At 67.2% G+C, this 20,010-nt stretch carries 26 protein-coding genes and 1 pseudogene; 15 read left to right on the plus strand and 12 right to left on the minus strand.

Annotated features, from left to right (window positions below; all coding sequences use genetic code 11):
- From ADL03_RS15355 to ADL03_RS15385, 9 genes are all read left to right on the plus strand, one after another.
- A complete protein-coding gene (locus ADL03_RS15355; protein WP_157528693.1) occupies positions 1–783 on the plus strand; it encodes a hypothetical protein in 783 nt (260 codons plus the stop codon).
- A complete protein-coding gene (locus ADL03_RS15360; protein WP_157528695.1) occupies positions 780–2,561 on the plus strand; it encodes a hypothetical protein in 1,782 nt (593 codons plus the stop codon). The genes ADL03_RS15355 and ADL03_RS15360 overlap by 4 nt, the downstream gene beginning before the upstream one ends.
- A gap of 352 nt (positions 2,562–2,913) precedes the next feature.
- On the plus strand, positions 2,914–3,996 hold the full coding sequence (locus ADL03_RS15365; RefSeq protein WP_053734130.1) for a trypsin-like serine protease: 1,083 nt from the start codon (positions 2,914–2,916) through the stop codon (positions 3,994–3,996).
- A 401-nt stretch (positions 3,997–4,397) separates the two neighbouring features.
- A complete protein-coding gene (locus ADL03_RS15370; protein WP_053734131.1) occupies positions 4,398–4,967 on the plus strand; it encodes a helix-turn-helix domain-containing protein in 570 nt (189 codons plus the stop codon).
- A 28-nt stretch (positions 4,968–4,995) separates the two neighbouring features.
- The gene (locus ADL03_RS15375) at positions 4,996–5,271 is read left to right on the plus strand and encodes a cyclic nucleotide-binding domain-containing protein (RefSeq protein ID WP_053734132.1); all 276 of its coding nucleotides are present in this window, start codon (positions 4,996–4,998) and stop codon (positions 5,269–5,271) included.
- Between the two features lie 159 nt (positions 5,272–5,430).
- Positions 5,431–5,745, plus strand: coding sequence for a DUF3558 family protein (locus tag ADL03_RS50795; RefSeq protein ID WP_082373176.1), 315 nt, complete (start codon positions 5,431–5,433; stop codon positions 5,743–5,745).
- Entirely contained in the window at positions 5,682–5,966 is a 285-nt protein-coding gene (locus tag ADL03_RS15380) for a hypothetical protein (RefSeq protein ID WP_197288371.1), read from the plus strand. Before ADL03_RS50795 ends, ADL03_RS15380 begins: the two co-directional genes overlap by 64 nt.
- A gap of 27 nt (positions 5,967–5,993) precedes the next feature.
- The gene (locus ADL03_RS50215; protein ID WP_255353365.1) at positions 5,994–6,119 is read left to right on the plus strand and encodes a hypothetical protein; all 126 of its coding nucleotides are present in this window, start codon (positions 5,994–5,996) and stop codon (positions 6,117–6,119) included.
- A gap of 38 nt (positions 6,120–6,157) precedes the next feature.
- Complete coding sequence (locus ADL03_RS15385; protein ID WP_053734134.1) at positions 6,158–6,586, plus strand: Crp/Fnr family transcriptional regulator; 429 nt, start codon at positions 6,158–6,160, stop codon at positions 6,584–6,586.
- Between the two features lie 65 nt (positions 6,587–6,651).
- On the opposite strand, the gene ADL03_RS49615 is transcribed toward ADL03_RS15385, so the two are convergent.
- Together ADL03_RS49615 and ADL03_RS15390 are read right to left on the minus strand one after the other, a co-directional pair.
- A complete protein-coding gene (locus ADL03_RS49615; protein WP_231641909.1) occupies positions 6,652–6,786 on the minus strand; it encodes an ATP-binding protein in 135 nt (44 codons plus the stop codon).
- Between the two features lie 65 nt (positions 6,787–6,851).
- Positions 6,852–7,106 carry a hypothetical protein gene (locus ADL03_RS15390; RefSeq protein WP_053734135.1) on the minus strand — a complete coding sequence of 85 codons (255 nt, stop codon included), beginning with the start codon at positions 7,104–7,106 and terminating at the stop codon, positions 6,852–6,854.
- 541 nt (positions 7,107–7,647) lie between these two features.
- Between ADL03_RS15390 and ADL03_RS50800 the strand changes: the two genes are divergently transcribed.
- Together ADL03_RS50800 and ADL03_RS15395 are read left to right on the plus strand one after the other, a co-directional pair.
- Entirely contained in the window at positions 7,648–7,785 is a 138-nt protein-coding gene (locus ADL03_RS50800; protein WP_082373178.1) for an Imm1 family immunity protein, read from the plus strand.
- Between the two features lie 487 nt (positions 7,786–8,272).
- A complete protein-coding gene (locus ADL03_RS15395; protein ID WP_053734136.1) occupies positions 8,273–8,620 on the plus strand; it encodes an Lsr2 family protein in 348 nt (115 codons plus the stop codon).
- A 168-nt stretch (positions 8,621–8,788) separates the two neighbouring features.
- Here ADL03_RS15395 and ADL03_RS50805 read toward each other — a convergent pair.
- The 6 genes and pseudogenes from ADL03_RS50805 to ADL03_RS50220 form a co-directional block, all read right to left on the minus strand.
- Positions 8,789–9,025 (minus strand): annotated as a pseudogene (locus ADL03_RS50805) (SAM-dependent methyltransferase); the annotation flags it as partial.
- Positions 9,026–9,479: 454 nt separating this feature from the next.
- Positions 9,480–9,920 (minus strand): hypothetical protein, encoded by a 441-nt coding sequence (locus ADL03_RS15400; protein WP_053734137.1) that lies wholly within the window; start codon positions 9,918–9,920, stop codon positions 9,480–9,482.
- A 7-nt stretch (positions 9,921–9,927) separates the two neighbouring features.
- On the minus strand, positions 9,928–10,122 hold the full coding sequence (locus ADL03_RS15405) for a hypothetical protein (RefSeq protein ID WP_157528699.1): 195 nt from the start codon (positions 10,120–10,122) through the stop codon (positions 9,928–9,930).
- Positions 10,123–10,364: 242 nt separating this feature from the next.
- Complete coding sequence (locus ADL03_RS15410; RefSeq protein ID WP_053734139.1) at positions 10,365–11,600, minus strand: diguanylate cyclase; 1,236 nt, start codon at positions 11,598–11,600, stop codon at positions 10,365–10,367.
- Positions 11,601–11,964: 364 nt separating this feature from the next.
- On the minus strand, positions 11,965–13,212 hold the full coding sequence (locus ADL03_RS15415) for an MFS transporter (RefSeq protein WP_197288364.1): 1,248 nt from the start codon (positions 13,210–13,212) through the stop codon (positions 11,965–11,967).
- A 459-nt stretch (positions 13,213–13,671) separates the two neighbouring features.
- A complete protein-coding gene (locus ADL03_RS50220) occupies positions 13,672–13,797 on the minus strand; it encodes a hypothetical protein (protein ID WP_255353366.1) in 126 nt (41 codons plus the stop codon).
- Between the two features lie 164 nt (positions 13,798–13,961).
- On the opposite strand from ADL03_RS50220, the gene ADL03_RS47005 reads away from it, so the two are divergent.
- A complete protein-coding gene (locus ADL03_RS47005) occupies positions 13,962–14,786 on the plus strand; it encodes a hypothetical protein (RefSeq protein WP_157528703.1) in 825 nt (274 codons plus the stop codon).
- A gap of 274 nt (positions 14,787–15,060) precedes the next feature.
- Here the strand turns inward: ADL03_RS47005 and ADL03_RS15420 are convergent, their stop codons facing one another.
- Positions 15,061–15,405, minus strand: coding sequence for a hypothetical protein (locus ADL03_RS15420; RefSeq protein WP_157528705.1), 345 nt, complete (start codon positions 15,403–15,405; stop codon positions 15,061–15,063).
- A gap of 247 nt (positions 15,406–15,652) precedes the next feature.
- Between ADL03_RS15420 and ADL03_RS15425 the strand changes: the two genes are divergently transcribed.
- The 3 genes from ADL03_RS15425 (at position 15,653) to ADL03_RS15435 (ending at position 18,543) form a co-directional block, all read left to right on the plus strand.
- On the plus strand, positions 15,653–16,252 hold the full coding sequence (locus ADL03_RS15425) for a MarR family winged helix-turn-helix transcriptional regulator (protein ID WP_053734141.1): 600 nt from the start codon (positions 15,653–15,655) through the stop codon (positions 16,250–16,252).
- Positions 16,253–16,418: 166 nt separating this feature from the next.
- Positions 16,419–17,432: a DUF4192 domain-containing protein gene (locus ADL03_RS15430; RefSeq protein ID WP_197288365.1), complete on the plus strand. Its 1,014-nt coding sequence runs from the start codon at positions 16,419–16,421 to the stop codon at positions 17,430–17,432.
- Between the two features lie 814 nt (positions 17,433–18,246).
- The gene (locus ADL03_RS15435; protein ID WP_053734143.1) at positions 18,247–18,543 is read left to right on the plus strand and encodes a hypothetical protein; all 297 of its coding nucleotides are present in this window, start codon (positions 18,247–18,249) and stop codon (positions 18,541–18,543) included.
- A 103-nt stretch (positions 18,544–18,646) separates the two neighbouring features.
- On the opposite strand, the gene ADL03_RS15440 is transcribed toward ADL03_RS15435, so the two are convergent.
- The 3 genes from ADL03_RS15440 to ADL03_RS15450 form a co-directional block, all read right to left on the minus strand.
- Positions 18,647–19,231, minus strand: coding sequence for a hypothetical protein (locus ADL03_RS15440; RefSeq protein WP_053734144.1), 585 nt, complete (start codon positions 19,229–19,231; stop codon positions 18,647–18,649).
- 85 nt (positions 19,232–19,316) lie between these two features.
- Entirely contained in the window at positions 19,317–19,655 is a 339-nt protein-coding gene (locus tag ADL03_RS15445) for a hypothetical protein (protein WP_053734145.1), read from the minus strand.
- Positions 19,655–19,855: a hypothetical protein gene (locus ADL03_RS15450; protein WP_053734146.1), complete on the minus strand. Its 201-nt coding sequence runs from the start codon at positions 19,853–19,855 to the stop codon at positions 19,655–19,657. The genes ADL03_RS15445 and ADL03_RS15450 overlap by 1 nt, the downstream gene beginning before the upstream one ends.
- Positions 19,856–20,010 lie beyond the last annotated feature (155 nt).

The raw sequence follows: 20,010 nt of genomic DNA on the forward strand, positions 1-20,010 counted from the left end.
GTGCCAGACAACCCCTTGGGCATCGACCACGGCATCGAGCGCCTCGGCGCGGACGAGGCGCATCGGATCACGCTGGCGTCGTGCACGGTCGCGTTCGAGTACCAGTTCCTCAAGCTCGTGGAGTGGCTCATCGACTACCCCTACGAGCGCGGCCTGATCCTGCAGCGCAACATCCAGATGTGGGCCGAGCACGCGGTCAGCTACGGGCGGGTCGACATCTGCACCAACTACCTCGACGACAACCACCCTAGACAGACCCAGGTGCCCCAGGCGGTGGCGATCTGGCTGCACTACGACCAGCCCGGCGGCGAGCCGCCGCTGCCGCATCACTACGCGCAACGGCTCATTGAGCACTGCGGCCCGTACGCCCACCGGTTCTGCTGGCTGGTCGAGTTGTTCGCCCGGCGCCGCCCGCGCGACCGCGGCCCTCACCACTCCTTGGAGTTCCTGGCCGCCGGTCACGCGGGCCAAGGACAGGACACCGCCCTGCTGCACCACCACATCGCCGTTCTCGACAGCCGCGGGCTCGGCGCCTACACCGTCGCGGCCGACGAGCACTCCCGCGACCTGTACACCCGGCACGGCTTCCAGATGCTCGACCTGGTGCTGGAGCTGCCCGGCGCCGACGGCCGCGGCCCGGCTCATGTCATGTACCCGATGTGGCGCTGGCCTGCCACCACCGCTGAGCCTGCGGCGTCCGGACTCAACACGAGCACCGCCGGGCACATGATCCCCTCTGCAGAGGGCCTCAACGGCAGTACGGATCGGGCCGCGGTTCGGTGAGCAGCAACCACGTTCCCGCGCCGAGCCACGGCCTGCGCATCTCGCTCTTGCCGACGGAGCCGGATACGCCACGCCGGCCGCCGGCAGGCCGGTCGATGGATTTCGATGGCTTCAAGTTGCACAGCCAAACGCTGGATGACGTGTTCATCGATGTCGAAGCGTCGTTTGACGTGTGTCTCGATCTCGACCGCATGGTCTTCGGCACGCGAGGCGCGACGGTCGGGTTCCCCACCGATAACAACACCTGGGTGCGGCTGTCCTGGCGGGAGGCAGGCAAGGCAGTCCGCCGCTCGCGGACGGGCCCGGACAGCGCGTCGCAGCTTCCCGATGCCGTCATGAGGCCGAGGCTGCTGCGCTCGCACCGCTGGAGCGATCCGAATCGGGTCGTCGAGTGGCGTGCCGATGAGAGCGACATGATCACCGCGCAGGCGGTGGAGCCCAGCGGGATCGTCCACAGTCTGCCCGACCTGCCTGATGCCTGGTGGCGCAGCCTGACCACGTCGTTGTCCGCTCTGAGCGGTTCTCCGGCCGCACGAGTGAGCGTGCCGCAGGAGCGCGTGACCCGCTGCATCAACCAGGTGTTCGGCAGCGAGGTGCGCAACACCGAAGTCGACGAGTGGAGAACCGCACACGGCGAGCTGCACTGGGGAAAGGTGACGACCCCCCGGTGTTACCTGTTGGACTGGGAGTCGTGGGGCGTCGGGCCACGCGGCTTGGACGCCGCAAGCCTGTGGATGATGAGCCTTCTCGTCCCAGCGCTCGCCGAGCGCGTGCAGGCGCAATTCGCCAGCGACCTCACCAGCCGCTCAGGGCTGCTCTCGCAACTGCTGGTCTGCGCGCACGTGATCAACACCCACCGCTCGAAGCTGAACCCCAGCCCGCTCCTCGGCCCCGCGCGGCGGGAGGCGGGTCGTCTGATCGAAGCGCTCGAAAGCCAGCAGCCCAGCCACCCGGCTGCTCGACCACAACCCCCTACGGAGAACTCCCAGGCCATGGTGCGCAAGCAACCACCCCACTACCCTTTGTCGACCGAGGTGGTACGCAGCCTCACCGCGCCCACCGAGGACAGGTGGCGCGACCAGCACGGCAGGCTGGCCCCGCCGTTCGTCGCCGCCTTTCTCGACGGGCTGGCTCGCACCGGGTATGTCCCGGTGATCGAGGCCACGTCGTCTACCAGGTGGACCGTCACGCTGGCGACGAACCGCGTGCGGTGGACAGCCGATGTGAAATACCGGTCCGGCAAACATATGAAGATACGGTCGCAGCTGTTCGTGGACGACGGGGAGCACGGTGCCGTAGACACCTTCGAGGAGCTGGCGGAGGTCCTGCGAGACCCGGACGCCTACGTGCAGCGCAACAGGGGACACCTTCCCAAGCTGCCCCCAGCCGTGCCGGCCGCGGTGGTTCCCCCAGACATCCGAAAGCACCTGGTAGACGCCAGCCGAAAAAGCCGCGCCGCAGGCACCGCGGTCACCGCGCACCGGATCACCGAGCAGTACTGGATTCTGCGCGCACTGCGCACGGACGGGTTGGACATCCGCATCGGCTTCCGGCCTGGCGTCGGGAACACCTGGGAACAGGACCCCTACTCGGCCATCGCCAAGAAGGGGCAACGCGATCTCACCTGGCAGCTCTTCAACAACATCGCCGCCCTGGTCGACATGCTGGTTGCCCTCGATGACGTCGAGGAAGGCCACAGCGGCCGGCCGCGCAAAGCACAGGGAGGCGCGCGCGACAACGCGGTCGAGGCTCGCCGGGACAGCGTGATACGGGTCTGACATCTGCGCCACATCCCACCGCACGTGACGCCGTCACACAGCATCACCGGCGCACTCGGCAACAGATCCACATCGTCGACGGGTGGATCCCTGACTGGGACGACTATCGGGCAACAGCCACAAACTACTCGGCAGTTGAGCGGGATAGCACCAATGCCGCCGGCCACTGGCTACGGCGGATCGCTCAGGTAGCCAACCGACAAACCCTTACACAACAGCGTGACCGTCCCACCGCGATGGCGACCGGCACACGCTCATAGGCCTCCGGACGACCTCACGGAAGTCCGGATTGTTGTATAGCACAACCGAATTGGAGGATGTACCCGTTTTGAGAAACAAGATCAAGCGTGGTTTGACCTCGCTCGTCGTAGCGATCGGGCTCCTGCTCGCTCTGGCCACGTCGGCTTCCGGCCAGATCGCCCACACCGCGTCCTCGGCAGAGTTCGGCGCCCAGGTTCTCGGCGGACAACCGGCAAGCCAGGTCGTCTGGAGTGACCCGTCGGGTGAGATCGGGTCCCAGATCGTCGGTGGGCGGCCGGCGAGTCAGTACTACGACGGCCTCTCGGCGTTGGAGTACGACTCGGTCACCCCGCCGCGTGATGACCACATGACCTGTACCGCGGTCCTGCTCGACGATCCGGCCATTCCCGGCCGGGTCGAGTGGGGACTGACGGCGGCGCACTGCGTGGCCGAGCTGCCGGCGATGCTCGCGCGGTCGGGCCCGTCGGTATACCGCGACGGCGTCTTCGGGACGCCGCTGTGGGTGCCGGTGAAGGAGCGCGCGTTCCAGCTGCGTGCGGGCAACCTCGACCGCACGCTCGTGGCGCCGCTGCCGATCAAGCAGGTCGTCATCGCGCCCGAATGGGAGTGGATCCCCGGCGGCCCCGACCCGGTGGATCGGAAACCGGCAGCGGACCTGGCCATGGTCCGGCTCTCGGCTCCCGCCGCGGTGCGCGGGGCAACGGTGGCCGATGCCGAACCCCTGCCGGGCGTCCGTGTGCGGCTGGTCGGCTGGGGCAGGACGTCGAACCAGTCAGCCGCCACGCCGACCATCGCCAACGAGCTGCGGACCAGGATCGTGCAGCCGCAGGCCTGCGCCGGCGGAGACATCTCCGTGCACGACCTGTGCACCGACAACCCGGCCGGCGCCGGCGCGTGCAACGCCGACTCCGGCGCCCCGGCGTACCAGCAGGCCGGGGGACGGTGGCAGGTGACCGGGCTCGTGAGCCGCGGGGCCACCGAGACGTGTGGTGGCAGCCCCGACGTGATCACGGGCCTGGCCTACTACACGGGGTGGATCGAGGCGGTCATGCAGGATCGGCTGCCCTACCTGCCTGTGACCGCCGCGCAGGGTGGGGATCCCGGTCATCCGACCATCCGGTTCTCCACCACCGCACCACTGCGGTGGCAGTCGCAGTTCGCTCTCGCCGGCTAGGCGCGGCGCGTGACGCAGCCACGTCACGCGCCCAGGACCCGCCCTGACCGCAGGGCGGCCCGGTTCGGCGCGCCACCCATCCCGCCGGCGGCGCGCCGAACCACCCACCCGGAGCTCGAACTCGCGCACAGGGCGTCGACGACGTGCGCCTGGTGGCCAACGCGATCGGCATGGGCCCCGGCAACGACTCAACACGTACTCGCGCAGGCACACGAGCTGCAGACGGGCAGCGAGCTGACGCGACAGGAGCCCGCTGCCCCCTCTCGCCCAGCGCGACCCCGACGCTCACCACGAGTTCGGCGGAAAGTCCCCGGCCGGATCGACCGGACACAGTGCGCACAGCCGACCGCGGCGACCTTCTCGTACCCGGACAGTGACAGCCGAACGGACAACCCACCCCGATGCCCCCGATCGACGACGCCCAATCCCACCTCGACGAACTCGGCGCTCTCATCCGAAAGTCCCGGAAGGCCGCCCAGCTCAGCGCTCGTGAGACAGCACACCGCGTAGGCCACCCGCAGTCGAGCCAGTCCAGAATCGAGAACGGCCAGCGGGTGCCACGTGTGGACATCATGCGGCGGCTCGCAGCCGAACTCGGGATGGACGAGGCCACGACAGCGCATGCCATCACGCTGATACACCGGTTCCAGGCCACACGCCCCATGCCCGGACCTTCACAGCCCCGCTCTGCGGAGGTCGAAGGCGAACTGCGCAGGCTCGGCGCTGTCATCCGCCAGCGCCGGGAGGCCACCGGACTCACACAGACCGAGACAGGACTCCGCGCCGGCTGGGGTCAGTCGAAGCAGGCCAAGATCGAGAATGGCCGTTCACTGCCCGCTCCAGGGGACGTGTGGCGCCTGGCCACGGTGCTCGGCTTGACCCAGAAGATCCAGCGCGACTACACGCGGATCCGCCGAGCCGACCTCACCCACCGCCATCCACGGAAACCGGAAACCGGCAGAGCACAGTGACCCCTCTCGGACGACCCGGATCCCCAGAGTGACCACGTCAACCGTCGCGTTCTCGACCGAAGCGCACCTCGCCGACCTCGCCGACGCCCACGGAGAAGAAGTGACGTTCCCGCCTCAGCACGTGATCTTCGCTCAAGGCAACCAAGGGAACCAGCTGTACATCATCCGGGCCGGCACGGTGAAGACCATGATGGATGGCCCATCGGACAAGGAGATCCTGCTGAACCTCCACGGGCCCGCCGACATCGTCGGCGAGTTGTCGGCGTGCGACCCTGGCCCGCGAACATCGACCGCGATCGCGTGACCGCGGTTCAGGCCATCGGCGTCCCCTGGTACCGACGTGATTCAGGATCTGGTCAAGGCAATCGACGAGCTCAAGACCGAGTTGGACAAGAGCCGCAAGTCCTACCGGAACGTCGAAGAAGGCGCGGTCGGCACGTTCGGCAAACTCTGACAGGAAGCCATGAAGCGCACACGTATCGGCATCGCCGGACTTGCCCTGCTCGCTGCCGCGTGCGGCGGCAACACGACGGGAGGTGATGCCAGGCCTGGCACCACGACCGAGACGCCGACCAGTACGTCATCCACTTCAGCGCGCAACACGAAGCTCGCCGAAGTCAAACCTTGCGAGTTGATCGCCAGTGGTGAAGCCGCCCGGCTCGGTCTCACCGCTCCTCCGCAGCCTCGCAGGTCAGCCGGTGCGGAAACCTGCGAATGGATCGACAGCAGCGGCGGAGTGACAGTCGCCGTCGAAACAAGACCGGCGCGAACGACCTGAACCACCAAGGCAACGTGAAGGCCCCGGCGAGGTTCAGGAAGTACGACGGCTTCACAGCCAAGCCGGAAAGGGACTCGGGCGTGTGCGACGCGGTGATTTCAGTCAGCGACTCGTCCAGCGTGCAAATCGTTGCCAGCGCGGACGTTGCCCACCGCAACACCGCGAAGGCCTGCGAGTTGGCCACCAAGTCGGCCGAGTTGGTCGCCGCCAAGCTGTCCTGACCTCTTCAAGTCCTGGGGAGACGAACGATGCCGCGCGAGACACCAGACAACGGATGGTTCACCCTGTACCCGCGCATCGCCGAGCGCTGGGCGTCCGCGCTGCTGACCATCGCCGCTCTGCTCGACGACGCGCACGCCTACGCGCCGCGCTGAATGAGCGGCTCAGCGACCAGCCCCGGCTCGACGAATCGATGCTGCGCGGGCTGGCACGGCAGGTGCGCCGCTCGGACACCGGCCGAACCGACCTGATGCTCACCGACGTGCCCAGCCGGACGGCCAAGGCGCTGCTGCAGCTCGCCTCCCGATGTGGTCACGCGGAGTGCAGGGCTGTGCGGGTGGCGCACGGGCTGACGCAGAAGGAGCAAGCTCAGTACGTCGGCACCAGCCGCGAGATGATGAACAGGGTGCTGGCCGGGTTCTCCCGGCGCGGCTGGGTGCAAGTGGAAGCAGAGAGCGTGCGGATTCTCGATCCTGAGCGGCTGCTGCGAGGAATCCAGCTGACGCACACCGGGCTGTGGGAATCGGGTCACGTGCAGGCGTGGCCAGGTGGGAAGTCCGAGGGCGAAGGCCTCGACGTCAACGAGTCGGACCAGCCGTGCCAAGACGAAGGGTCTCGCTGATCACCGGCACGTGATCAGCGAGACCGTCATGCTGAAGATCCACTACACGGTCGCTTCGACTCGTGCTACACGGACTCGACGGCGGCGGCCACGTCAGCGTCGCGGTGTGCCCGACGGTACCGCTCGACGGCCTTGGCGAAGCAGTGCTCGGCCTCGGACAGTTCGTTCAGCTGCTTGTGGGCCTGCGCCACCTTCCGCATCGCCGAGTACCGCGCCGCCCGTGTCCGCTTCGGCAACACCGCGGCTGGCTCAGTCCCCAGGGAAGTCATGGGCTGAGCAGCAGCGCGAGAAGCAGCAGCGCGAGAAGCTGCCGCCGCACATCACCAGCCGCATCTACGTGGACGAGGACGGCAACACCGAACTCGTCCAGTGCGGTCAGGAACCGGACGGCGAGCACATCGCCCTCGGAACGCGCCTTCGTGCGCAGGGATACCCCGAAGGCCGATACGGGCGGGTAACCGCGAGCGAGCACGTCGAGACCAAGGTCGCGTGACGACAGCGCAATGCCGGCATCGCACACGTCGAGGTGGTCGTCACAACGTGATGTGCCAGGGACGATATTCGTGCCCGGAGGTCATTCCCGACATCCTGCTACCTGGTTAAACGCTGACCGTGCACGATCCCGTAGGGTCGGGGACATTCACCGGGAGGAGCCAGCCGTGAACGCGGTTGACCTGTACTACTTCACCGCCGGCAATCCCCGTGGCCGGACGCCCGTCACGGTGCGGACAGAGTCCGAGATGCTGCGTGCACTGCACGAAATCCTGGCCAACCGGCAGCCGCATCCGACCGTGATGTACGCGAAAGCCCGCCCGACCATAGGGCGGCGCAACCGCCCTGACCATCAGATCAAATTCGACGTTGACGCCGAGTCGGGGTCGGGGCACTCTACGCGGCCGGAATGCCGAACTTCATCCCGCTGCGTGCACAGCATGGCGAACGCGAAGACGCAGAAGTGCAGGCTGTGGACGAGATGCGCGACTAGGTGTCGAAAGCCGACATCACCGCGGCAGACGACGACTGCATCCTCACGGTCTGCGAGGTGAAGAGGCTGCTCCACATTGACTTCGACACGCGGACGGAGTCCCGCGGTCGCGGTGCTCCCACTGGAAAAGATACCTGAGGCACTGCTGGAGTTCATGGCGACGACGCAGCGTCCAACCTGTCTGGCCTGGCAAAACTCCGAAATCATCGTTTGATCTGCATCGACATACTACGTCTCACGGTAGTCGCATCGCAGACAACGGCAGTCGGCAGCAACCCGCTGACCCTGTCATCGCGGACGGCGAAGACGTACACGTGAACGCGATTGAAGCAAATGACGTACAGGCGATCCAGTTCCTCCACTGCGTCGCGCAAGTGACGTGTAGCTCGCCGTTCTCGCGTGCGAGCGCCCGCCGGTTGTCTCGCTGTGCCATTCCTCGAACAAAACTGGAAGCATAGAAGACTGCGGTACCAAAGAAGAATCTCCTGCGTGAGGCGCGGAAGTGATCAGGAGAGTGCACCCAGCTGCGCTGCGCAAAGCTGCTGTGATGTCAGCATCCATCGGCAGAAAACAGGCTGCAGCGGCCGGTCGCGGCATCGGTAAGCCGCCGCCTCCGCCTCCGTGTTGTTGCACCGGAACGCCATACGACCTTGCTAAAGTCATCACTCGAACCCGAAACCGCATAGCAAACGGAGCAACTCGTGGCACAGAAGGTTTTTGTTCAGCTCATCGACGACCTCGACGGCACATCCCCAGATGTCGAAGCCGTCAGCTTCGGTCTCGACGGCGTCGCCTACGACATCGATCTCACGCCGGACAACGCGTCGCGACTGCGGGACGGCCTCGCGGATTTCGTCGCCAGCGCACGGCGCACCAACACGCGCCCGAGGAAGGCAGGCGCTACCACGCGCACCGTGGTAGCCGAGTCCCGTACCAAAGAACAGACTCACGCAATCCGTGCGTGGGCCCGCTCCAACGGCCATGAGCTCTCCGACCGCGGTCGCATCCCCATGCACGTCATCGAGGAGTTTGAGAAGGCACACCGATGAGACTGCTACCCGATGTCGGCGGGCCGGCATCGGCGTCGAGCACGTCGTCAGGGCGGGTGATGTCGGCGCCCACGATGTCGGCGTCGTCGCTGTGCGCCACCAGCAGCTGGCTCTGCGCGACGGCGACCGGGGCGTAGTTGGCGCAGACCACCCGCACGTCGGCGCGGCGGCCTGAGCGATCTCGTGGACGTTGCCCACGGTCGGGATACCGAAGCCCAGATCGAGGAACTGGCGTACTCCTGCCTCGATCATGAAGCACCGCCCGGCGCAGAAAATCACGGTTGTGCTGAGCGATGCACGCCACGCCCGGCTGCACGGCACGATCTGGTCAGCCAACGCACGATCCGCAGGGAAATGGTGGCTTCGCCGAGCAGGTAGTCGTAGACCCCTGACCGCGCCGGGAATGTTTGAATCTACCCACGCGGCGGCCGCTTTCCAGCGGGAACACCGGCTCGGGTCACGTCATCGGACTCAGGTGAGGAATTGTCTGCGGCGGACCGGTCGGCGTCGCGTCCGGTGTGCAGCACGATCTTGGCGATTACGACCAGTGCCTTGTGGACCGGCCGCCGGCGTAGCTCCAACTCTTCGCCGACGACCCAGCAAGGACGACGTGATCGTCACGATCACCGGGCTGACCGGGTCGATCGGCGCCGGGGGCCTACCCCTTCCACGGCAGGTCGCTCGACAACCTGGCCTACCACCTCATAGGTACGCGTGGCACATCAGCTCAACCGGCTGACGTGCCGACGTGACCGGTCAGAACGGGCTACGTGACCCCCGCGTCCTATTGATCGCCGCAGATCCGGCTTTCGGTGGTGCAACCGCGTCCGGGCGGCGAAATCGGGCCGCCGCACCCCTGCTAGAAGGTCTCGCGCAGTTGCTTGATCTCGACAGCAGCCCCGGCGAACGCATGCAGGGTGGCGAGGTTGTCGCTGATCACGGCCCATCCGGGAAGGCGAGCGACAGCGACCACGTGCGCGGCCGCGAAGGCGGCGAGGGTCTGCAGCTCGTGCTCCTCACCGGGGTGCGCAGGACCGCTGCACAGCACCTGGGCGATGTCATCGGCACGGCTGAGGTCGACCTCGTCCCTCACGATGATCGGCAGGTTCAGCAGCACGTCGATGACGTGATGGGTGTCCGGTGGTGTGACGGTCTTGGCTACGACGATGGCGCTGGTCGGCACCACAAGGGTGGTGGCGTGGTCCATCGCCTCCCACACGAGCGCGTAGGCGTACTGCCGGCCTTGGGCGAACCACACGAGCGCTGAGGTGTCGAGCACCCAGCCGGAACCAGCGACCACCGTCGGATCAGCCGGCCGCTCGCGGTGCTGCGGTACCGCCGAACAGATCGGCTTGTACCGCGGCGCGGGCCCGGTCAGAGGGTGGGCCGCCAAAAGTACGCAACAGGCTGTCGAATCCGTGCGCGAACAGCTGGGTGCGCCGCGTCTGCCACGGCGTGTCGATGCGTGACGGGTCCTGCGGCTCCTTCTGCTGCTCGTTCACGCCGTTCACGGTACCGCCTCGCACGCCTCATGACCTCATCCCGATCCGCGCGAGCGCTACCGTGTCCGGAAACGTGAGCGATCCTTCAACTCGTTGCGATGGCGGGTCGGGATGAGGTCAAGGTCTTGACTTGTCCCTACCTGCGGATACCGGCGGGTGCATTCGGTCGGCCACCACGGAGATCAGCCCTTCGGAGGACACGATGCGGTGATGCGACCAGGTGCTCGACCAGCGAACTGCGATCATCCGCGGGGCGGCGGTACCGCGACGGCCTGTGACGCCGGTGCCATGACGACGAGCTGGTTGCCACCGGCCTGCTTGGCGCGCTGCTGGGCGGTGTCGGCGGCCAGCAGCAGCTCGTGGAACTCGGTGCCGTGCTCGGGGAAGACCGCGGCACCGATCGAAGCTGGCACGCCCGCCAACCTGACTTGGCCGGACGTGCCGGTCACCGTCGGCTGCAGGTGCTGCAGCGCCGTGAGCACGCGGTCACCGATGTCCGTGCTTTCGCGTGAGCCGACCGCCGGCAGCAGCACCACGAACTCGTCGCCGCCGAAGCGGCCCACGAGGTCGCCCGCGCGCAGCTCATGGCGCAGCGCATCAGCCACGATCCGGAGCAGGTCATCGCCGGCCGGGTGTCCGAGTTGGTCGTTGACCTGCTTGAAGCCGTCCAGGTCGATCATGAGCAAGGTGGCGGGCTTGGTCTGGCCGCGCAGGCGGTCGAGCAGCGCGGTGGCCGTCTCCGTGAAGAACATGTCGCGCAGCAGGCCGGTCTTGGCGTCGATCTGTGCCTGGCGCGAGCGCTGCGGCAGCAGGAACTGCCGGTGCAGCACCAAGACCGTCAGCATCAGCACGACCACGAGCCACGGCGTGTAGGTCAGCAGCGCGGCCATGCCAAGGCCCAGCCCCAGCGCGGCGGCGACGACGAGCTGGTCCGCCAGGTCGCCGATGGCCTTGCGCACCGGCGCCCCTGGGTCGCTGAGCGCCAGCACGCCGACGACCAGCATGTAGTTGACGAACCACCAGGCGGTTGCCGCGCCCACCAGCACGAGCAGGCCCAGCGGGCTGTTCAGGAGATGCTGCGCGTCGACGAAGCCGCTCGCGCCCAGCACCGCGGCCGCCACGCCGGACGCCAAGATGAACGTGCTCGCGGTGAACACCTTCTTCGCGGCGGTCGACTCGCCGTCGACCCGAGCCCAGGCGTACACGTAGGTGATGGCGGTCAGGGTCGCCACCAACGGGAGCGGCAGCAGCACCACACCGGTGAAGACCCACAAGCTCTTCAAGTTGACGTACGGGGTGCCCTGGACGGTGATTTCGCGTAGCCGCTCGATGCTGCGCGAGGCCTCCAGGTGCACCACCGCGGCGACGGCCAGGATGGCGAAGGTCCGGACGTCCGGGCTGGTGAGCGCGAAGTGCACGGTGGTCAGGACGACGAGGACGGCGGCCGCGGCGTCGACGAGCAGTACGTAGGCGAGCACCGGCCGAGGTAGCTTCCACAGCCGCCAGGCAGACGGCGGAACGAGCCGCAGAGCCTGGCCCGTGGTTCGCCGCTGAGGAGACTCCGCACTCACACTCATGTCGTAACCCCATACGGTTCCACGGCCGCACCTGCGCGTATCACAGCACGGTAACTACGGGACAACCGCAAGTCATGAGCCCGTATGGGTGCGGCTACTACCTGGCCCAGCACTACCAGTAACGAGGAGCGCCCCCATGAACACGACGACCTCCGGCAACGAGTGGACCTTCCGCGGCAACGAGTGGACCTTCCGCACCGGCAACGAGTGGACGTTCCGCGGCCGGTCATGACCACGGCCCATCAGCGCTGAACCGGCCAGGTCGTCAAGCTCCTCGGTCGGGCGCGGGTTCGGCGTTCGCGCGCTGCCAGGCTGTGGTCGCCAGCAGTGCGCCCAGGGCGCCGATCCCGCCGGCGGCCGCGACGACGCTCGAGGTGGACGTCGCGGTCGCCATCAGGCCGGCCAGCATGATGCCGGCGCCCTGCGCCGTCTTGAGCGCGGTGACGGCCAGGCCGAGGCACTGCCCGCGGTGGTGGTCCGGTACGAGCCGCACGAACAGGCTGCGGGCGACCACGTGATAGCCCGCGGCAGCGCCGGACAGCGCCCACAGCGCGACGGTGAGCACCAGCCCCGGTCGCCAGGCGCACAGCACGAGCGGCAGGCAGGCAGCGACCGCCAACGGTCCCATCAAGCGCAGGCGCAGCTGCGGATTCAGTCGCGCCACCAGCACGGTGCCGACCACCGTGCCTGCCGGGGACGCCGCCAGGAGCAGCCCCGCGGCCGCGATCCCCTCTCCGATCTCACCGGCGTACGGTACGGCCAGCCCCTCGACGGTGACGTACGCGCCCGCCACGCAGGCGAGGCCGAGCAACGCGCGGAGCCGCCGGTTTCCCACCACCAGCACCAGGCCGGTGCTCAAGGAACCCCACCAGGACCAGGTCGCCGAGCTCCTCGATGTCGCGGCAGCCAGGTGCGCGGCGGGCCGAGCCCGCACACCTAGGCGCACGAGCACCGCGGAGACGACGAACGTGCCCGCGTCGAGCAGCAACCCCTCGCCGATGCCCATCCCCGCCACGACGAGACCGCCGAGGGCGAAGCCGGCCACCTGACTCGACTGCACCATCACGTCCTGCGCGGCAGCACCGACCACGTACCGGTCGCCAGTCAGTGCGGCCGCCAGAGTCGCACCGCGGGCGGCGCCGTGCGGAGCGCCGAGCGCCTGAACGCCCACCAGGAGCACGGCGGCGACCCACAGCGGCAGGCCGGGCACCGCCATGACAGCGACGAGCATCGCGCGGGCGATGTCGGTCGTCACCATGACCGCGCGGCGCGGGTACCGATCCGCCAGACCGGACAGCAACGGCCCACTCACCAGGTCCGGCAGGTAGGTCAGTCCGTAGGTGACCGCGGTCCAACCGGCGGAGTCGGTGCGCTCATAGACCAGCATCGACACGGCGACCCGGGCCAGCTGGTCCCCCATCATGGACAACAGTTGCGCGACGAACAGCGCCTGGAACTCCCGGTTGGTGAACACCGCGCCCAGCCGCGCCCGCCGGCCGCCTGCTTCCGCCACTCACGCCCCCCCGCAGCCGATCCTGCACACGAGCAATCAGCATGACGGGTACGGAGCTCCGCCACGCGGCGGAGAAGGGCGAGCAGATCGTCACTCGTTCGGGTGTAGCCACGTGCACGCCCTGAACGGCACGGCCGGGAAGCTGGCTGGCCTGGCGGCTTCATCCCCACCACGTGCTGGAGCGCCATGACCGAGCACATCGACGTCCTGGACCCGCGCGCTGTCTGCCGAAGCCACCACGACCCATGACCGCGGCAGCCGCTACACCGCCCCAGTGCCGGACCGGGCAGCCGAGCTCCTGCGGAGACAGTGAGTCTATCGCCCCGGTTTTCGTGAACAATGCCACGCGCGCACAGATCGAGCCTGGTCTCAGTCCTGCCGCAGCTCACCCGGCGGTTCAGCGTCCATGAGCTTGCCCAGCTCATCGGCGGGCATGTCACTCCGTACCGCGCCGAGCTCTCAGACGGCGATCGTGGCGGTGATGTAGCGGTGCGTCTTGGCTGCGTGCACCAGCGCAGGATGGGTGCGATGCGTGCCAGGCACAAGCACCGTGGGATCGGTGACGAGGAAGTGGTTGATACGCAAAGAGCCCCCACATCGACGCCATCGCGCACCGTAGCGCTGTAATCGCCATCGAGATCTCCGAGGCTGTACCAGCCACCGCCATCGAGGCGCCGGCCCGCAGCGTTGGACCAACGCCCGGTCAAAACGTCCACCGGCCTGTTATCGGGTCCCCAGCTACCATCTTCGTGCTGAATTCCTTTGTCCTGCACACCAACCGGGTCCAGTCGGGCAGCCAGTTCCCAATCCCGGACCGGCTTGTTCGGGCCCGACATCGGCCCGTTGAACGAGCCCGCGAGCAGGCCGATCAGCCCAGGGGTCTTGTCACGCTCGCTAGCGACTGCGGCCTTGAAGGCCTTGTGTTGCTCGATGCGCCGGTCGGCGTCGTGGGGATAGCTCATGACCGACCGCATCATCAGGGTAGGACCGCGGTCTCCGACCTGCGCCTTGAGAAAGCCGTAGTGATTGTGCTCCTCGTCGGGATCGTGACCGCACCAGTTGTTGGTTACCCACAGGTGCGGCTCGTCGCGTTCGGCTTCGCGCACGAACACCGCGACGTGGGCCACGTTCCAATCGCTGCGGCAGAGGAAGCCGCGGTAGCGGCCGAACGGGGCGAGCAGCCGCTCCGCGCGGTGCAGAAGCTCGTAACCGTTGAGGTCGAACCAGTTCGCGTGCTGCCAGAAAAGCGCGCCCGAGGCAATGTCCGAATCGGACGCACAACCTCCTGCATGGTGGCACCCCGTGCCCGCCTTCATCACCGCCGCGAACGGGCTGGCGCCAACCGGTTGATTCGCCACCGGGACGCCGCCACGATCGTGTTCGCCGCTGACGTCGTCGACACGTTCAACCTGGGTAAGAGCGCCGCCACGGTGCAGCGCACCCAGCTCGAGAGGCGACCGACAACTGGGCCAACATCTGCCGTCTCCCTGCCGGTACCTCCGCCACCCCCTCATCGTGAGCTCGCACATCGAGCAACTGGTACAGGTCCACAGAACATCGAGTCCCGCGAATGAGCAGGCGAAACCGCGCTAGCCCATTGCCTGGCGCTGGATCTGCAATCGCCCCGCAGCCAGATCGGCCGGTGCGGTCGTCGTTGGCTCCTGAAATGCCGCGACCACTCCGCTACACGCCCGGCAGGCCGAACGACTTGCCCGCTAATACCTCGGTTTGACGTCCTCAGCCGGCCGGGCGGGCCGACCAAGGCCGCGGCGGTAATCGGGGCCTTGGTCGGGTCGGGACTGTTCCGGACGGCTTCGATGAGATCGACGCTGCCCTGCTTAGGCCGCGCTACGCCGGCTTAGCACCGCCCGACACCCCGGTCGTGATCACCAGCACGGTGGTGAAGTACATCGCCGCGGTGGGCGAGATGAACCTGCCGACTGCGGCCGTCGTCATCCAACTCGACAACCTGACGTTGAACGACTTGGCCGCCTGCCTGCCGCGCACCGCACCGCACCGGAGTCCGGAATGCGGTTCGGACACGCACACGGGCTCAGCCGTGTGCCCAGGACCGGCCGTGCTGAGTCGGGTGCTGACCAACCCGTTGATGGTGTTCCCGGCTCGCACCATTACAAGTACGTCGGCACACCGGGCCAGTACCTCGTGCCGCCCGTCGATTGCCAGTGCGCGCACGTGGCGATTGAACGGGTGGCAGAGAACCCGTTACCTCGGGTGCGCCTCGACCAGATCCCGCTGCCGCTGTCGGCAAACGAGCCGATGCAAGCAGACCAGAGCGCTGCATTTCAAAGGCGCCTACGGCGTCGCTTCGTGATGGGCCTGGGGCCCACCCCTTCCCCTCCGCCTCTCCAGGCTGCCCACCCGGTGCTCGCCCACGAAACAGCAACACCACAAAACAGCAACACCACGAACGGAGCGCCACATGACCAACGACAGCAGGCCCGATGCCGACATCGGCAAAGCCACCCAGGCCAACCTCGGTGAGGTACCGCTGAACGGAGAAGGGATGGCCACTGTGCTCACCATTCACCGCGCCGCCGCGGCGATTCGCAACCACATCGAGAACTCGGCGCTGCGCAGCAACGACTTGAGCTGGACGAGCTTCGTCGTGCTCTGGATCGTCTGGACCGGCGGCACCATCGAGACGGGTCACGCTGCCGAGAAAGCGGGCATCTCCAAGGGCACCTTGACCGGCGTCGCGAAGACCTTGGAGTCCCGCGATCTGATGGAACGCCGCGCACACCACGGTGACGCGCGTCGTGTCGTTCTGAAGCTCACCGCAACCGGCGCCGCACTGATGGACGAGCTGTTCCTCAGTGTGCATGCGGAGCTGGTCTTCGTCTCCGAACCGTTCACGGCTGCCGAGGCGGAGTCCCTGACCTTGATGCTGCAGCGCATGGAGACGCACGTCGGCATCAAGGGGCCCCGCCGCCAGCAGGACGCGCGCCGCAACCAGCAGATGCCGCCACGCAGGTCCGGCCGCCGCGCAAATACCGCCACGACGGCGTCCTCAGAGGACTGACGCAAGCCAGAGCGAAGTTGGTGGGTCTCGTCGGCGATGCCACGGGCCGACGAGACCCACCCCGTTCGTGCCGAACGTCCTGGCAGCTCTGCCGGACGTGTCTATGACCACAACCGCTTGGGGCCTGAGCCGCAGCGTGTTCTCGCGCTCTGAAAGGACTCGCACGATGAACTACTCGGCACCCGTGTTACGCATCAGCGATCCCGCCAGCATGATCGCCAGCATCCCGCCGTTGATCGGCTTCCGTCCGGTCAACTCGGCCGTCCTCGTCTGCATGAAGGGCACAGTGGTCGCTTGCGGCGCGCGCGTGGATCTCCCCAGCCCTGAGCTGACCGCCGAGACAGCCGCTCAACTGGCGATCGTCGTCGAGGGGCACCAATTCGACTCCGTCATCCTGATCGTGTTCGGTGGCGGGGCCACCACCGGTGACCTCCCGTACTGCTCACTGGTAACCGAACTCAAGACCCGTCTGTCAGCAGCCGGGGTCGACGGATTCGTTGCGTTCTGGGCTGCTGAGGCTGCCGCCGGCGCGCCCTGGGGATGCTACTGCGGCGAGTCCGCCTGCACCCTGGCAGGCGCGCTGCCCGATCCTGATGAGACCGCTCTCGCAGCACACAACGTCGCCAACGGCCTCATGACCGCAGCGAGCCGCGACGAGCTCCACGCCTGCGTGCGCCCGGCTGAGGAAGACACTCTGACACGACGCACCACGCTCATCGAGCACGAGGAACGCACCTGGCGGCACAGCCCGAACGCCGCCTTCGCCCTCGTGAGCGCCGCTGTCGACGACATGGCTGACGGTAAACACGACTTGGACGACCTGGCGATCGCCCGGTTGTCACTGGCCCTGCAAGACACGCGCGTTCGCGACGCCGCGCTGTCGTTCGCGACCAGCGCCAACGCGGCCGCCGCCGAGAATGTCTTCTTCGCCCTCACCCGCGAAAGCCCGGCTCCGTATCGTGCTGAAGCTGCTGCTCTCGGGGCCTTCTACGCCTACCTCGCCGGCAGGGGCGCACACGCATCGCTCGCACTCGGCACCGCATTCCAGGCCTGCCCCGATCATCGGCTCGCTGGACTGCTGCACATCGCCATCAACGCCGCTCTCCCGCTCAAGACACTGAACGGCATGGCCCTCAGGGCAGTGCACGAATCGCTCAGCCTGCTCGATGAGCAGGACTAACTCACCTCGTAGCGTTCGCAGCCGGCGCGTCAGTCCTGGCCGACGCGCCGGCTGCCGGAGCTCGTCGAGCAGGCTGACCGCGGGCGTGGAGCCAGGCCACTGACGCGGTCGCCCACGCGATCGGCGACTTGTCAGTGAACATCGACGTCCCATCCGTCGGCTCGCCGCCGACTTCGCCCCGATGAACCCGGCCCGAAAAGCACTGGCCGGAACCTCACCGGCTCTGCAGGCCCGGCACCGCCCAGTTTTCCGGCCCGCAGATCGACAACCTCCGTGGGCCGCCCGTTGATGTCGCGTCACTCCCGATCGTCGCCACTTCCTCCGAAAGCGAGCCCATGCCTGCTTCCGGCATTGCTACATCCAGCGTCCGGTTCCGCGGTCGCCGGCCGCAACCTACGCGGTCGACTTCCCACGATGACCGGGTAGGGCCTTCGTCAGGTGGCCCAGCTGACTCCCGGCAAGGAAACCGTCGACGGCTCCCGCCTAGGCCGCGTAAATCGCATCGTGCGCGACTACGAGGCCATAGATCGATCCCTGGCGTGATCCTCTCGGGAGACAAGGCTTGGGCAAGTCGCTGATGCTTGCCGAGCTGGGGCGCGAGCAGCTGCAACTCCCAACGGTTGTCGTCCGGCACGACACTCTCGGCCTGGCACCCCGAACTCGGCGGCGGGCGCCGCATCGGTCAGCTCCCTTGATCGAGCGGTGCATCCACTTGCCGGGCGGGTGCCCGCCGGATTCAGCCCATCGCAGGCACCAGGTGAATTGCCAGCCAGCCGATACGATGTCCGCATGTGGAAAATTGGGGTGATCAAGAATGAAGCAGCACGATCGTGATCAAGCCCGCAACGCGCGCAACAGCAGCCTTGCGATAGCCGCAGCCGGTCTCGCCACTTCAGCGATGGTGCTGCTGACCATGACAATCTTCAGTGAGTGGGGGGCTACACCTGTCCAGCAGTTCGCCCGCAAACCGTTCTCCTGGATTGATCTTCAAGCCTGGGTGCTGTTGCTGCGATGTCTGGTATGGCTTGTGTCCGCCCTCATGGTGGTAGCGTTTCCAATTTATGCCGTGGTCGCGGTGATCAAGTGGAGAAACCGCGCGGCACAGGAGTGACCAGGCTGGTGCGGCAGGCAAAGCAGGCGCGGGATCTTCGTGGCCTGGCTCGCGGTTGCAGTCGAACCGCGGTTGCTGGCGCTGCGTCGGCCGCAGTGACCGGCTACCTCTGGTGCGGGTTCAGCTCACGGAGGCGTGCCAGGAATCCCTTGGGGGCGACGGCTTGGGTGTAGTTGCCGTCCGCGTCGAGGTAGCCCCAGTGGTTCATGCCTGGCCCGTACATCATGAGGGTCATCGTGTGCGGTTCCAGGTCGACGACCTCGTGGAACGTCTCGCGACCGACGCGGTTGACATCGCCGGCGGGATGTTCGACACCAGGCGTGTGGACGAGTTCGCCGTCTACGAGATCGACGCGATCTTCGACCAACAGCCCGGCCAGTGTGGCGGAGTGAAAGTCCCAGGGGTGATTGTGTGGCTTGGGTTGTTCGCCTCCTCGCCGATCCGGGGCGAGCCAGTAGTTCACGCCGCTGAACTTGCTGAGTCGCAGTTCGGCCTTGTACGGCTCGCCGGTGAGCTCGTCTGGGACGAGCGTCCACTGCCTGGAGATGAACGCTTCCCAGCGCAATGAGCCGAGTTCAGGGGTGTGCAGGTCGACGCCAGCGGCGGCGATCTCGAAGAGGTCGCTGGTGAGCGTCAGGTGAGGGGCGATCTGGATCCGTTGTTTCGGTGAGGTGATCAGTTGAGCCATGTATCCATGATCATGCAGGAGTTGTTGCGGTACAACGGTTTTCGGGTTGCGCAGACGGTTGGAAACGGGGAAACCCCCCCGCTGGTCAGCGGCGTGTCGGCAGTGCCGTGACCTCCGCCGCGGTGTTCACCTTCTCGCATAGGTCGAGATGGGTCAGGGTGAGTTGGCGGATCGCCTCTTCGCAGACCTGCACGAGTTTGCCGGCGTGCGCTGGTCGAGCATCCCCTGGGGTGTCCGCGGCCACCTGGGGCTGGAAGTAGTCCGTGACGAGGCCGCGGTAGTTGCGGTAGAAGGTCGCGTGCCGGATCTCGAGCGCGCGCTCGACTGCGAACACCGTGGGGTGGCGGCCTGCGGCTCGGGCATCGGCGAGGACCTGGTCCATGGCCCAGCGCACGTCGTCGTTGCTGGGCAGCGGGCGGTGCATCAGCGCAGCTCCTGCTCGGGAAGGTCGTGGTCGGTGAGGAACGCGGCGAGCTCGCCGCGACGTAGCTCCAGCCCGAGTCGGACGTACGGCCCGATCAGGCCGGCATCGCCGAGCTGGGCATCCAGCCTGGTCGGATGTGCGGCCAGGGTTGCGCGGTTGTCGGTGTGAGCGCGACGCTGCGGCAGCGCAGCGGCTGGCACTCGTTCAGCACCGGACGCGCCTCGTCGTCAACGGTGCTGCGGCACAGCGCCGCCCGCTCGGAGCGCTCGGCGAGGGCACGGAAGTTGGTCCGATCCGCGGCCCATGCACCCGTTCGTGGCCACCTTGATCACCGCTACGGTCAGCACAGGTGAGT

Source organism: Nocardia sp. NRRL S-836, from assembly GCF_001279525.1.
Classification (GTDB): domain Bacteria; phylum Actinomycetota; class Actinomycetes; order Mycobacteriales; family Pseudonocardiaceae; genus Lentzea.